A 13,350-nucleotide genomic window follows, 5' to 3' on the forward strand; every position below is an offset into this window, starting at 1 on the left:
CGGTTATTCACCTTTACCACATAGCTGCCGCGCGGGATGCCCAGCGCTTCCATCGTATCCGCCGCCATCATGCACATCTCGGCGTCGGCGGCCGCGGCGGATTGACCGCCTGACGCTGTGCCTACGGTATCGGCATCGAACTGCATGAACTGGCGAAAGCGGCCGGGGCCGGGCTTTTCGTTGCGATAGACATAGCCGAACCGATAACTGCGGTAGGGCAAAGTTAGATTTTCGGTGCCGTATCTCTCCGCGACATAGCGCGCCAGCGGCGCGGTCAGGTCGTAGCGCAGACTGATCCACTGCTCGTCATCGTCCTGGAACGAGAACACGCCCTCATTGGGCCGGTCCTGATCCGGCAGGAACTTGCCGAGCGCGTCGGTAAACTCCATCGCCGGGGTTTCGACCGGCTCGAAGCCGTAGCGTTCATAGACTTCGCGGATCTTCTCGACCATCGCGCGGGTCGCCGCGATCTCGGCGGGGCCGCGATCGGCCAGCCCGCGCGGCAGGCGGGCTCTCAATTTTTGCGGTTTTTTGGGTTTCTCGGCCATCGGCGGCGTTGGTATCAGCGCCGGCGTGCTGCGGCAACCGCCCCCACCCCAACCCTCCCCCGCAAGCGCAGGGCGAGGGAGTGGATCGTGCCGCCGCCGGTCACAAGACCTTTCTGATCCAGTTGTGCGGGTCGGCGACGCGGCCGTACTGGATGTCGATCAGCTGCTTGCGCAGCCCCATCGCGACCGGGCCGGCGGCGCCGCCGCTGATGAGGAAATCACCACTGGCGGAACACACCTTGCCGATCGGCGAGATCACCGCCGCGGTGCCGCAGGCAAAGGCCTCTTTCAGCTTTCCGCTGGCGGCGTCGGCGCGCCACTGGTCGACCGTGTAGGCCTCCTCGCGCACGCGGGTGCCGGAATCCTTCGAGAGCGCGATGATCGAATCGCGGGTGATGCCCGGCAGGATCGTGCCGAGTGGCGGCGTCAGCAGCGAACCGTCGTCGAACACGAAGAAGATGTTCATGCCGCCGAGTTCCTCGATGTAGCGGCGCTCGACCGCATCCAGGAAAACCACCTGATCGCAGCCGTGATCGATCGCCTCGGCCTGCGCGCGCAGGCTCGCGGCATAATTGCCGCCGCATTTGACGGCGCCGGTGCCGCCGATCGCGGCGCGGGTGTAGTTCTCCGACACCCAGATCGACACCGGCGCAGGTCCGCCCTTGAAATAGGAGCCGACCGGCGAGGCGACGACGGCGAAGATGTATTCCGCTGACGGTTTCACGCCGAGGAAGACCTCACTCGCGATCATGAAGGGCCGCAGATAGAGACTGCCCTCACCGCCAGGTATCCAGGACCGATCGATGCGCACGAGCTGCTCGACCGCCTCGATGAACACGGGCTCGGGCACCTGCGCCATGGCCATGCGCTCAGCCGAATTATGGAAGCGCCTTGCATTGGCGTCTGGGCGGAACAGGTTCACGCCGCCATCGTCGCGCTTGTAGGCCTTGAGGCCTTCGAAAATCTCCTGCGCGTAGTGCAGAACGGCCGTTGCCGGATCGAGCGGGAAATTGGCGCGGGATTCGACGCGCGCGCCATGCCAGCCCTTCGCCTGATTGAAGCGGACCAAAGCCATGTGATCGGTGAAAACCCGGCCGAAACCCGGGTCCACGAGCTTCGCCGCGCGCTCCTTGTCGGACGCCGGATTGGTCGCAGGCTGGATTTCGAATTTCAAACCCTTGCTTCCAGCTGTCGGAACCGGCGCGATTTCTGGCGCCGGCCTGTCCCGTTGGGCCTGATCGAACGAAACTCCCATGGGCTCTCTCCCGGATAGACGCAGCTTTCGCCGCCCGCGCCGTGGCGCTGTTGATTACGGCTGGCCCCCTCACCTGCGCCGGCCCTTCGGGCCGGCTTCCATGCCGGCACGGTCCCCTAGGACATGCTTTTGTGGAAGGCGGAAGTCCAGTATGTTTGCCGAAATGCCGCTCGACAATCGTACGGTCAATAAATTCGCGGCCTTCGCCGCTACCTCAGGGCTTTCTCACCCCATCTGGAACGCCGCCACGAACGATACGATTTAATATTTCGTCGTGGCTGGCAGTTTTGTAACATTGAACCCAAGATATGTCAATATGGCTGACATAAATTTCTCAGGCCCTTCCGCCGTCCCTGATTCGCGGGCGAGCGAGGCGCGTGCGCCCAGCCCCGGCGCGGCCGATTTGCGCTGGGATATCATCGAACTCCTGTTCTTCGCCTATCGGGATTTCGTCGGCGATGCCGATCACGAGCTCGAGGCTTTCGGGTTCGGCCGCGCGCACCACCGGGTGCTGCATTTCGTGTATCGTTATCCCGGGCTGAAGGTCGCCGATCTCCTCGACGTGCTGCGGATCACCAAGCAATCGCTGGGGCGGGTGCTCAAGCAGCTGCTCGATGAAGACTATATCGTGCAGAAGGCCGGCAACAACGACCGGCGGCAGCGCCTTCTTTTCGCCACCGCCAAGGGCGAGGCGCTGGTGGCGAAACTCGCTGGGTTACAGACCGATCGGCTCAGCCGCGCGCTGCGCGACATCGGGCCGGCAGGCGCCGATGCCGTGCGCCAGTTCCTGCGCGCAATGATTGATCACGACGATCCCGACAAGGTGCTGGAAACGATCCTCGCGACCGGCACCGCAAAGGCAAAGGAATAATCGTGGCCCAGGCTGCAACCGTCGCACGAACGCCGCCGCGACCGGCTGACGACGCCCCGCATCTGCTGCTGGTCGATGACGACCGCCGCATCCGCGATCTGTTGTCGCGTTTTCTGTGCGGCGAAGGCTACCGCGTCACGACAGCGATGAGCGCCAGCGACGCCCGCGCCAAGCTGCTCGGCCTGCATTTCGACCTCCTGATCCTCGACGTGATGATGCCCGGCGAAACCGGGTTCGACCTCGCCCGGTTCATTCGCACCTCCTCGTCGGTGCCGATCGTGATGCTGACGGCGCGCCATGAAGCCGAAAGCCGGATCGAGGGCCTGCAGATCGGCGCCGACGATTATGTCGCCAAGCCGTTCGAGCCGCGCGAGCTGGTGTTGCGGATCGGCAATATTCTCAAGCGCTCGGCGCCGCCGCCGGTGGAGACGCTGGAGCAGAGCGCGTTCGGCCCCTACGTCTATCATCTGGATCGCGGCGAGCTTCGCCAGGGCGAAGACACCATCCATCTCACCGACCGCGAGCGCGACATGCTGCGCATTCTGGCGCTGGCGCGGGGCGAGACCGTGCCGCGCAGCGCGCTGACCGGCGACGGCACCGTCAACGAACGCGCGGTCGACGTCCAGATCAACCGCCTGCGGCGCAAGATCGAGCGCGATCCCGCCAATCCGCTGTTCCTGCAGGCGGTGCGCGGCATCGGCTATCGCCTGGTCGCATCGCCGTGAGCTGTTGGTCATGAATCCCGTTGAGAATCCCGCTCAATGAACCCAGTCGATTGAACCCTGTCCGATGAGTACGCTCGACACCGGCCTCACTTTGATCCGCACCGCGTCGCGACGCGTTTCCGCGGCCAATGGCTGGATGGGCAATGCGTTCAAGAGCTGGATGCCGACCGGGCTGTATGCCCGCGCGCTCCTGATCATGATCGTGCCGATGGTGGTGCTGCAGTCGGTGGTGGCGTTCGTGTTCATGGAACGGCACTGGAACACCGTGACGCGGCATCTGTCCGCGGCCGTGGTGCAGGACATCGCCAGCCTGATCGACGTCTACAAGGGCTATCCGCAGGACAAGGACCACACGCTGCTGCGGCGCATCGCCCAGCAGCGGCTGGGGCTGGTGGTGGATTTTCTGGGTGTCGGCGACATGCCACCGCCGGGCCCGAAACCGTTTTTCTCGCTGCTCGACCAGACGCTCTCGGTCCAGCTCGGCCGGCAAATCGCAAAACCATTCTGGATCGATACCGTCGGCCGCTCCAACCTGGTCGAGATCCGCATCCAGCTCGACGACGCCGTGATGCGCATCTTCGCCCAGCGCAGCGCCGCCTATGCCTCGAATTCGGAGATCTTCCTGTTCTGGATGGTGGGCACCTCGTCGATCCTGCTGATCGTCTCGGTGCTGTTCCTGCGCAACCAGATCAAGCCGATCCTGCGGCTGGCCGACGCCGCCGAGAGTTTCGGCAAGGGCCGCGAGGCGCTCAACTTCCGTCCCCGCGGGGCGCGGGAAGTACGCCGGGCGGCGCAGGCCTTCCTCGAGATGAAAGCGCGGATCGAGCGCTCGATCGAACAGCGCACCGCGATGCTGGCCGGGGTGTCGCACGATTTGCGCACCATCCTGACCCGCTTCAAGCTCGAACTGGCGCTGATCGGCGACAGTCCGGAAATCGACGGCATGCGCCGGGATGTCGACGAGATGTCCGGGATGCTGGAGGCCTATCTCGCTTTCGCGCGCGGCGACGGCGGCGAGCAGGCGCAGCCGACCGACATGACGCTGGCGCTGGAGGAATTGCGCAGCGACGCCGAACGCAACGGCCATGCCGCGACGGTCTCGTTTCACGGCCTGCCGGTGGTGACGGTGAAGCCGGCCTCGTTCAAGCGCTGCCTCGCCAACCTCGTCTCCAACGCGGCGCGGCACGCCAATGCGATTGCCATCAGCGGCCACCGCGATCACCGCTATCTGACGGTGACGATCGACGACGATGGGCCGGGGATTCCGCCCGACATGCGCGAGGAAGTGTTCAAGCCGTTCCTGCGGCTGGATGACGCCCGCAACCAGGATGAGGGCGGCACCGGGCTCGGGCTCGCGATTGCCCGCGACATCGCGCGCACCCATGGCGGCGACATCACGCTCGGCGACAGTCCGATGGGCGGGCTTCGCGCCGCGGTGCGGATCCCGGTGTAGCGTTTATTTCTTCCTCGGCGACCGGAGTCGCACGCCGCGAAGCGTCATAGAGGCCGATCCGGAATGCAATAATTCAGGACAAAGCCGTTCGATTTGCCGCCTGACGGGGTGGTAGGGCAGCAATCTCGGGTCTGCAGAAGAGTCGAAGCATCGTTACAGTTACTGAACCCGGAACCGGTGACGATACAGCTGCGGCCCTTCTCGGAACCGCATTGGTGAGTTCCGGAGGCAGAATAGCCACGCAGCTGGGCGAGTTTCAGAGTCTCCATGCTCGACGCGCGCAAGAAAGGCAGTACGTTATCGTCGCTGCGTTGCTGGGCGTGCGAGGCTGCCCCCACCAGCGCGAAGGCGATGGACGCTACCAATAGGCTGTTCATGGCAATCTCTCCGAAGATTCGTTCACGCGGCAAGCGGGGCGAGGTGTAACTACTTCGGCACCAGCGCCTTCAGCTTTTCGGCGTCCTTGATGTTCAGCTTGAAGCCGCCGGGCATCACGATGTCGCCGGGCTTCTGATCGGGCTTGCAGGCTCCCAGCCACTTGGCCTCGATCGTCATGGTGGTGTCGCGTATGCCGGCGACGCCGCGATCGCTGTGCGCCGTCGTTTTGATCGTGTAGGCGGAATTGAAATCGCCGACGATATCGGAATGCGATGTCATCGATGCGCCGCCGACGCTGCACACGGAATCGGAGACATAACCGGTCGCGGTCTGCTGGATGTCGCGTTTGGAACAGACTTCCTTCGACATCGGCGAGAACGTGGTGCTCATTTCCTTGTCGGTGGTCTCGTCGGTGCAGTGCTGCATCGTCATCTCGGGCAGCGGCGAACCGGTCCGCACCAGCTTCATTTCCCACAGACCCGGCTTGCGAAGCGGCATTTCCACCGCGCGCGCATCGGGCGCCGGCATCAACGCCAGCAGACAAGACCCGAGAACAAATAGACGAAGCTGTCGCGTCATGGCTCCGCTCTCCCGATAAATCGTTCTGTCAGATGCGACGATCCGGTCAGTAGCGCGTGCGCAGCGGCCGTTCACTGGCGCCGTACGGCACCCAGCGGCAGGCGAAGGAAATGTAGCCGCCATAATGCGGCTCCACCGCCAGGAATTTCACCACCTTGCCGTAAGTCGCGCAGTGGTCGACCGCGAGCTGGCGGACATCCGTCTGCGCGGCCAGCGGATAGGCGATGATACCGCCGGTATCATTGCCCCTGAAAGGTGGCACGGTATCGGCCCGTGCCGGCGCGCATAGCAGCATTCCGCAGACAGCAACCAGGCTCGCGGCCCCAATCATTCGCATCGCAGACTCCATTTCGCTTGGTTACACCTTAGAGCGCATCGATAGCCGTGAAAAGAACGCCTGACGGTTCGGCGTGGAGTTATTGGCAGGTGTTGCCGCGTTGCACTTGACCTCGCCCGGGCTTCGCGGCACGGTTCAAGCGTCGGATCATCCACCGGATTTCCCATGCGCGACCTGTTCACATCCTTGAGAAAACCCGCCTCCCTGAAAAAGCCCCTCCTTGGCGCGGCTCTCGGCGCCGTGTTCGGCCTGTTGGCCGTTGGCCAGGCCGCCGAAGCGGCCAATCCGCTGGAATTGAATTTCTGGCTGTCCGGCCCGAAATATGACGGACGCGTGGCGTCCTGCGAGTCGGCGCTGGGGACCATCACCTCGCAATTCCATGAAAAGGAAAGCACCTACTGGAATTCGGCGCTGGAGATCACCGCCTACGGCCGGATCCATGAAACCGCGTTCAGGCCGTGGCAAACCGACAATATCCCGCGCCGCTACTGCAGTGGCGACGTGATGTTGAGCGACGGCAAGCTGCGCACCGTCCACTATTCGATCATCGAGGATGGTGGTTTTGCCGGCTACGACCAGGGCCTCGAATGGTGCGTGACCGGGCTTGACCGCAACTGGGCCTATAATCCCGCCTGCAAGGCCGCCCGGCCCTGATTTCAGGCCGAGATTTTTAGCAATTTTCCCCTCGGGACGTTCTCCGGCCGATTCCGTTCTTTTTTGTTCTTGAAATGTTCCGGTCGCCTGCTAGGCTTCCGAAAGTGATCAGGTATTGGGGGCGTCAAATGTTTCATGTTCTGGGCGGTTGGATTGCGCGGATTTTAATCAGCTTTGGCTGTGTGGCTCTGCTCGGCTTCGCCGTGGCAGGCCCGGCATCGGCGCAGGATCGCCGGCAGAATACGCCCGGTGAGTTCGATTTCTACGTGCTGTCATTGTCGTGGTCGCCCTCGTTCTGCGAGGAGGCCTCGGAACGCGGCAATAGCGGGCGGGCGGGGGCCCAGTGCGGCGGACGGCCGTTTTCCTTCGTGGTGCATGGCCTGTGGCCGCAATACGAGCACGGCTTTCCCGAATATTGCGACCGGGATTCCTGGCTCGACCGCAATATCATGACCTCGATGCTGGATGAGATGCCGGCGCCCGGTTTGATCTTCAACGAGTGGAAAAAGCACGGCACCTGCTCGGGGCTCGGCGCGCGGGCCTATTTCGAGACCATCCGCAAGGCACGCGCCGCGGTGAAGATTCCCCCCGAATTTCTGCAATTGTCCGATCCGAAGACGGTGGCGCCCTCCGAAGTCGAGGACGCCTTCATCAAGGTCAATCCCGGCCTCAGCAATGCCGCGATTTCGGTCACCTGCAACCGGACCCGGCTCAGCGAAGTCCGGATCTGCATGAGCAAGGATCTCCAGTTCCGCGCCTGCGAGGAAATCGACCGCCGCGGCTGCCGGCGCGACCAGGTGACGATGCCGCCGGTGCGCGGCGGCTGATTTTCCTCGCGCGCCTCGATCAGGCGTCATTGCGAGGAGCGGAAGCGACGAAGCAATCCAGTCTGCTGTTTTGCCGGCCCCTTGGATTGCTTCGCTCCGCTCGCAATGACGTGGTAACCCCTCTGCCATGAATTATCGTCACGCCTTTCATGCCGGTGGCTTTGCCGACGTCATCAAGCACATCGTGCTGGTGCGGATCCTGACCTATCTGCAGGAGAAGCCGGCGCCGTTTCGCGTCATCGACACCCATGCCGGCGCCGGTCGCTACGATCTCACCTCGGAGGAAGCGCGCCGCGGCGCCGAATGGCTCACCGGCATCGCCCGGGTCATGCAGGCGCGGTTTTCCGAAACGACGCTGCCGCTGGTCGCGCCCTATCTCGACATCGTCAGGGCCTTCAATCCGCAGCGCGACCTTACGGTCTATCCGGGATCGCCGCTGATCGCGCGCGCGCTGCTGCGGCCGCAGGATCGGCTGACCGCCTGCGAAGTCGAGCCGAAAGCGCGCAAACAACTGGTCGATGCGCTGCGCCGCGACACCCAGGCCCGCGTCGTCGACCTCGACGGCTGGACCGCGCTGCCGGCCTTCGTGCCGCCGAAGGAGCGGCGCGGCCTGGTGCTGATCGATCCGCCTTACGAGCGCAAAGACGAATTTGAACGGCTGGCCGAAGGCTTCACGGAGGCCTTCGCGAAATGGCCGACCGGCAGCTATTTGTTGTGGTACCCGGTCAAAAGCCGGCGCGCCACCGACACCCTGGCGCGCCATGTCGCGCGGGCGGTCGGCTCCGGCGCGACGCCGGGAAAAGCCTTGCGTCTGGAATTCAGCGTGGCGCCGCAGACCGCCGAGGCCGGCCTGATCTCGGCCGGCCTGTTGATCGTCAATCCGCCATGGACGCTGGCGGGCGAACTCAAGGCGATCCTTCCCGAACTTGAAAAGCCGCTTGGCCAGGGCGGCGCCGGCCGGTTCAGGCTGGAGACGCCCAAACCTTAAGCGGCTCCCCGTCCGTGCCCGGTGCGCCGCGAAAAGTCCGATAGGCAATTCGCCGCAATCCGTATTATGCTCGACCCCATTGGATCGGCTTTACGTTCCGCTTCCGCGAATGGTAGCGGCGGAGTGACAAGGCCTCAATTTTTTTAAAAGGCGGATCGCTGGCTCGATCCGCTCGGATGGCCAAGCTTTCCGGCAACGCAAGCTTTCGGGCAACGAATGTCCGGTCCGGCCGATACGCGGGGGGCGTAGCGGCGGAGCAATGCGGGGGAGGAGTTTCCCGATGGCCATGACTGGGACGGTCAAGTTCTTCAACGGAGAACGGGGCTACGGCTTCATCAAGCCGGATGACGGCGGTCGCGATGTATTCGTTCACATCACCGCCGTGGAGCGGGCTGGATTGAAGGATCTGACCGAAGGACAGCGCATCACATTCGAGGTCGAACCGGACAAGAAGGGCAAAGGACCCAAGGCGGTCAACCTCGTGATTTCATAGTAGGGCATGATCCGGAAAAGCGGGAACCGGTTTTCCGAAAAGATCATGCTCGAACAAAAAAGAGAGCAAGATCCGGTTTCGAGCCAATCGGATCTTGATGCAACGCGCTAAAAAAATCCCGGCCGCGACGCGGCCGGGAGGTTGTGATCGGATATTTTCTTGTTGCTATCAGAAGTGATAGTTCACGCCGGCGCGAACCAGTCCGAACTGGGAGCCGTTCGAGATACCGGTGATGGTGGTGAAGTTGCTGTCGGCGAGATCGACATAGAGATATTCGATCTTCGCGCTCCAGTTCGGGGCGAGGCCGATTTCGGCGCCAAGGCCCAGGGTCCAGCCGGCATTGGTGTGGGTTTCGGTCACGCCGCCGAAGGTCTGACCGCGCAATTCACCGAACGCCAGACCGCCGGTGCCATAGAACAACACGTTGCCGAGCGCATAGCCGGCCCGGCCGCGCAGCGTGCCGAACCACGGGTTCGAGAATTTCCACGGCGCGAATGTATCGGCGGCGCCGGTGGCCTCGATGTCGCCCTCGACGCCGAACACCCAGGGACCCGATTGTTGCCAGTTGTAGCCGGCCTGAACGCCGCCCTCAAAGCCCGACGGCTTGGTCGGATTGTTGTCGACCGTGCCCCAGGTGTAGCCGAGATTACCGCCGAGATAGGGACCGGCCCAGCTATAGGCATTGAGCGGCTGGTTGACGGTGTAGGGAGCGGGCGTTCCATAGGGAAGATCGGCGGCCTGCGCCGATGCCGTCCAACCCGCGCCGATCAGCGCCACCGCGCCTAAAGCGATCCTGTTCATCACGCACTCTCCTCAACGCAACTGCCGTGCCCCCCGGTTTTCGCGCGCTCAAAACGTGGCGCGACGCGAACCGGCATGGTTACGGAATTCCACTTCTTATCGATAAGATTTATCGAGACTTTTAAGTTAAAGGGTTGTTAAGGGCTGCGGCCGGCCGTTTCGTACCCTTAAGAAAGCGTTACCGGCGCACGCCTTCGCCATCCCCGCACCGCTGGCGATGGGCGATGCCGGCGCTTAAGTTCAGGCCCATGGATCACGATTCTACCGATAGCCCGGAAGCATCAGGTCCGCGCAAGGCGCGGCCGGGTTCCGAACCGGCTCGCCCAGCGGATGTGCCGCCGCAGGACGCCGCCGCCGCTGCCGATCTCGACCCCGCGACCGCGGGCGCCGAGGAAGTGGACGACGAGGCGCGGCTGCCCGATCTCCCGGAAGAGCCCGGCGAGGCGGTGCCGGAAGCGCGGCTCGCGGTCGGGCACGCGGCGATCGAACACGCGGTGCGCCACGCCCCGACCTCGCCCGGCGTCTATCGCATGCTCAATGCCGCGAGCGACGTGCTCTATGTCGGCAAGGCCAAAAACGTCCGCAAGCGGCTCGGATCCTACGCCAGGATCACCGCGGCCCAGCCGGCGCGCATCATGCGCATGATCGCGGCCACCGTGAGCGTCGAGATCATCTCCACCTCGACCGAAACCGAGGCGCTGCTGCTCGAGGCCAATCTGATCAAGCAATTGCGCCCGCGCTTCAACGTGCAGCTGCGCGACGACAAATCGTTTCCCTATATTCTGATCACCGGGGATCACTGGGCGCCGCAGATCCTCAAACATCGCGGCGCGCAATCGCGGCCCGGGCGTTATTTCGGGCCGTTCGCCTCGGTGGGCGCGGTCAATCGCACCATCACGGCGCTGCAGCGCGCCTTTCTGGTGCGCTCCTGCACCGACGCGTTCTTTGAAAGCCGCACCCGGCCCTGCCTGCTGTATCAAATCCGGCGTTGCTCCGGGCCCTGCACCGGTGAGGTCGATTTTCCCGGCTATACCGAACTGGTGCGCGAGGCCACCGATTTCCTGTCCGGCCGCAGCCGGCTGGTGAAGCAGGAATTGGCGGGCGAGATGGAAAAGGCCTCGGCCGATCTCGCGTTTGAAACCGCGGCACTTTATCGGGATCGCCTCGCCGCTTTGTCCGCGATCCAGTCGCAGCAGGGCATCAATCCGCGCACGGTCGAGGAAGCCGATGTGTTCGCGATCCATCAGGAGGGCGGCTATTCCTGTGTCGAGGTGTTTTTCTTTCGCACCGGACAGAACTGGGGCAACCGCGCTTACTTCCCGCGCGCGGAGAAATCGTTTACCCCCGAAGAGGTGCTGGCCTCGTTCCTGGCGCAGTTCTACGACGACAAGCCGCCGCCGAAACTGGTGCTGCTGTCGCACGCCATCGAGGAAAGCGAGCTGATGGCCAACGCGCTCTCGATCAAGGCCGGCTTCAAGGTGGAAGTCTCGACGCCGCGGCGTGGCGAAAAAAAGGAACTGATCGCCCACGCCCTCACCAATGCGCGCGAGGCGCTCGGCCGCAAGCTCGCCGATACCGCGACCCAGGGCCGGCTGCTGGCCGGCCTCGTCACCACGCTCGGGCTGCCGCACCCGCCGAAGCGGATCGAGGTCTACGACAACAGCCACATCCAGGGCACCAATGCGGTCGGCGCCATGATCGTGGCGGGTCCGGACGGCTTCATCAAAAACCAGTATCGCAAGTTCAACATCCGGTCCGAAGGCCTGACCCCGGGCGACGATTACGCGATGATGCGCGAGGTGCTGCAGCGGCGCTTCAAGCGGCTGTTGACGCCGACTGCGGAAGGCGATGCCGCCAAATCCCGGCCCGACGATGATTCATTTCCGCAATGGCCGGACCTCGTCATCATCGATGGCGGCCGCGGCCAGCTCAACGCGGTCCGGGAGACCTTCGAGGCGATGGGGCTGACGCAGGTGTCGCTGCTGGCGGTGGCCAAGGGACCGGACCGCGACGCCGGCCGCGAAACCCTGTTCATGCCGGGCCGCGAGGCGCTCAAGCTCGAGCCACGCGACCCGGTGCTGTACTTCATTCAGCGGCTGCGCGATGAGGCGCATCGCTTCGTGATCGGCTCGCACCGCAAGCTGCGCAAAAAGGACATCCGCGAAGCCGGATTGCAGGAAATTCCCGGCATCGGGCCGACCCGCAAACGTGCCCTGCTGCACCATTTTGGAACCCTGAAGGAGATCGAGCGGGCGTCGATCGCCGATCTTGGCAAGGTTCCAGGCGTCAGCGCCGAAAGCGCCCGCAAGATTTTCGAGTTTTTCCACGCCCAGCCGGGGTAAAAATGGGATACGAGCCATCCCGGCGTCGTGTCCAACAGATCATGTGCATCGCACGGTTGACCTTCATGCTTGAGCGGTATTGGTAAGACGGATGAACATCGCAACGACAAGAGGGCCGGCAAAGACCATGTCCCTCCCGAATATCCTGACCTACGCCCGCATAGCTGCGATCCCGGTGGTGGTCGGCTGCGTCTATGCGGAGTCCATCATGGACGGGCCGCTATGGCTGCGCTGGGTCGCGCTGGCCGTGTTCATTGCCGCCGGCATTACCGACTATCTGGATGGCTACTATGCGCGAATCTGGGATCAGCATTCGGCGTTCGGACGGATGCTCGATCCGATCGCCGACAAGCTCCTGGTCGCCTCCTGCCTGCTGATGCTGGCGGCGGACAACAGCATCCATGGCTGGACGCTGTGGGCGGCCATCGTGATCCTGTGCCGCGAAATTCTGGTGTCGGGATTGCGCGAATATCTCGCCGCGCTGCGCGTCAGCGTGCCCGTCACCAAACTGGCAAAATGGAAAACCACGATCCAGCTGATCGCGATCGGCTTCCTGATCGCCGGCGAAGCGGGCGAACAGATTTTGCCCGCGACCACCCTGATCGGCATCGTGCTGCTGTGGGTTTCCGCGATTTTCACGATCTACACCGGCTGGGACTATTTCCGCGCCGGCATCCATCACCTCATCAAGGAGGATGAGGGATGAAGCTCAAATATTTCGCCTGGGTACGCGAACGGATCGGCAAGTCGGAGGAAACCGTCGAGCCGCCGGAGAGCGTGCGCACCGTCGACGATCTGATCGCCTGGCTGGCGCATCGCGGCGAGGCCTATGCCCATGCCTTCGAGACGCCGCGGGTGATCCGGGCCGCAATCGATCATACCCATGTCAAATCCGACACCATGATCGCCGGCGCCCGCGAGATCGCCTTCTTCCCGCCGATGACCGGCGGCTGAATCCTGCCATGGCCGTTCCTGTCACCATCCGCATCCAGGAAGCCGATTTCGATGTCGCGCAGGAAATCGCCGCGCTGACCAAAGGCCGCACCGACATCGGCGCGGTCGTGAGTTTCAGCGGCATTTGCCGGGGCAGCGAAAATGA

Annotated in this window: 15 protein-coding genes and 1 pseudogene; 11 read left to right on the top strand and 5 right to left on the bottom strand. The window is 63.6% G+C overall.

Annotated features, from left to right (window positions below):
- Together ABR948_RS21390 and ABR948_RS21395 are read right to left on the bottom strand one after the other, a co-directional pair.
- On the bottom strand, positions 1-548 hold a 548-nt coding region (locus ABR948_RS21390; protein WP_428121738.1), incomplete at its 3' end, for an ATP phosphoribosyltransferase regulatory subunit.
- 100 nt (positions 549-648) lie between these two features.
- A complete protein-coding gene (locus ABR948_RS21395) occupies positions 649-1,803 on the bottom strand; it encodes a branched-chain amino acid aminotransferase (RefSeq protein WP_428121741.1) in 1,155 nt (384 codons plus the stop codon).
- Between the two features lie 316 nt (positions 1,804-2,119).
- Between ABR948_RS21395 and ABR948_RS21400 the strand changes: the two genes are divergently transcribed.
- The 3 genes from ABR948_RS21400 (at position 2,120) to ABR948_RS21410 (ending at position 4,852) form a co-directional block, all read left to right on the top strand.
- A complete protein-coding gene (locus ABR948_RS21400; RefSeq protein ID WP_428121743.1) occupies positions 2,120-2,674 on the top strand; it encodes a MarR family winged helix-turn-helix transcriptional regulator in 555 nt (184 codons plus the stop codon).
- Entirely contained in the window at positions 2,671-3,399 is a 729-nt protein-coding gene (locus ABR948_RS21405; RefSeq protein ID WP_428121770.1) for a response regulator, read from the top strand. The genes ABR948_RS21400 and ABR948_RS21405 overlap by 4 nt, the downstream gene beginning before the upstream one ends.
- Positions 3,400-3,463: 64 nt before the next feature.
- The gene (locus tag ABR948_RS21410; RefSeq protein ID WP_428121746.1) at positions 3,464-4,852 is read left to right on the top strand and encodes an ATP-binding protein; all 1,389 of its coding nucleotides are present in this window, start codon (positions 3,464-3,466) and stop codon (positions 4,850-4,852) included.
- 426 nt (positions 4,853-5,278) lie between these two features.
- Here the strand turns inward: ABR948_RS21410 and ABR948_RS21415 are convergent, their stop codons facing one another.
- The gene (locus tag ABR948_RS21415) at positions 5,279-5,809 is read right to left on the bottom strand and encodes a DUF3617 domain-containing protein (RefSeq protein ID WP_428121748.1); all 531 of its coding nucleotides are present in this window, start codon (positions 5,807-5,809) and stop codon (positions 5,279-5,281) included.
- Positions 5,810-5,855: 46 nt separating this feature from the next.
- Entirely contained in the window at positions 5,856-6,146 is a 291-nt protein-coding gene (locus ABR948_RS21420) for a hypothetical protein (RefSeq protein WP_428121751.1), read from the bottom strand.
- Positions 6,147-6,311: 165 nt separating this feature from the next.
- On the opposite strand from ABR948_RS21420, the gene ABR948_RS21425 reads away from it, so the two are divergent.
- The 4 genes from ABR948_RS21425 to ABR948_RS21440 all read left to right on the top strand — a co-directional run bounded on the left by ABR948_RS21425 (position 6,312) and on the right by ABR948_RS21440 (position 9,108).
- Positions 6,312-6,800 (top strand): hypothetical protein, encoded by a 489-nt coding sequence (locus tag ABR948_RS21425; protein WP_428121753.1) that lies wholly within the window; start codon positions 6,312-6,314, stop codon positions 6,798-6,800.
- A gap of 128 nt (positions 6,801-6,928) precedes the next feature.
- On the top strand, positions 6,929-7,627 hold the full coding sequence (locus ABR948_RS21430; RefSeq protein ID WP_428121755.1) for a ribonuclease T2 family protein: 699 nt from the start codon (positions 6,929-6,931) through the stop codon (positions 7,625-7,627).
- 127 nt (positions 7,628-7,754) lie between these two features.
- Positions 7,755-8,615 carry a 23S rRNA (adenine(2030)-N(6))-methyltransferase RlmJ gene (locus ABR948_RS21435; RefSeq protein ID WP_428121757.1) on the top strand — a complete coding sequence of 287 codons (861 nt, stop codon included), beginning with the start codon at positions 7,755-7,757 and terminating at the stop codon, positions 8,613-8,615.
- A gap of 280 nt (positions 8,616-8,895) precedes the next feature.
- Positions 8,896-9,108, top strand: a complete 213-nt coding sequence (locus ABR948_RS21440; RefSeq protein ID WP_027536987.1) for a cold-shock protein — start codon at positions 8,896-8,898, stop codon at positions 9,106-9,108.
- Positions 9,109-9,276: 168 nt separating this feature from the next.
- Here ABR948_RS21440 and ABR948_RS21445 read toward each other — a convergent pair whose 3' ends face one another.
- On the bottom strand, positions 9,277-9,909 hold the full coding sequence (locus tag ABR948_RS21445) for an outer membrane protein (RefSeq protein WP_428121761.1): 633 nt from the start codon (positions 9,907-9,909) through the stop codon (positions 9,277-9,279).
- Positions 9,910-10,157: 248 nt separating this feature from the next.
- Here ABR948_RS21445 and uvrC point away from each other — a divergent pair, with 248 nt between their 5' ends.
- The 4 genes and pseudogenes from uvrC to ABR948_RS21465 all read left to right on the top strand — a co-directional run.
- Complete coding sequence (uvrC, locus tag ABR948_RS21450) at positions 10,158-12,251, top strand: excinuclease ABC subunit UvrC (protein ID WP_428121763.1); 2,094 nt, start codon at positions 10,158-10,160, stop codon at positions 12,249-12,251.
- A gap of 91 nt (positions 12,252-12,342) precedes the next feature.
- Positions 12,343-12,957, top strand: coding sequence for a CDP-diacylglycerol--glycerol-3-phosphate 3-phosphatidyltransferase (pgsA, locus tag ABR948_RS21455; protein ID WP_428121765.1), 615 nt, complete (start codon positions 12,343-12,345; stop codon positions 12,955-12,957).
- Positions 12,954-13,205: a molybdopterin converting factor subunit 1 gene (moaD, locus tag ABR948_RS21460; protein ID WP_428121767.1), complete on the top strand. Its 252-nt coding sequence runs from the start codon at positions 12,954-12,956 to the stop codon at positions 13,203-13,205. The genes pgsA and moaD overlap by 4 nt, the downstream gene beginning before the upstream one ends.
- Positions 13,206-13,213: 8 nt before the next feature.
- Positions 13,214-13,350: pseudogene (locus ABR948_RS21465) on the top strand (molybdenum cofactor biosynthesis protein MoaE); the annotation flags it as partial.

The sequence above is a fragment of the Bradyrhizobium sp. genome (assembly GCF_050014615.1).
Lineage (GTDB): Bacteria > Pseudomonadota > Alphaproteobacteria > Rhizobiales > Xanthobacteraceae > Bradyrhizobium.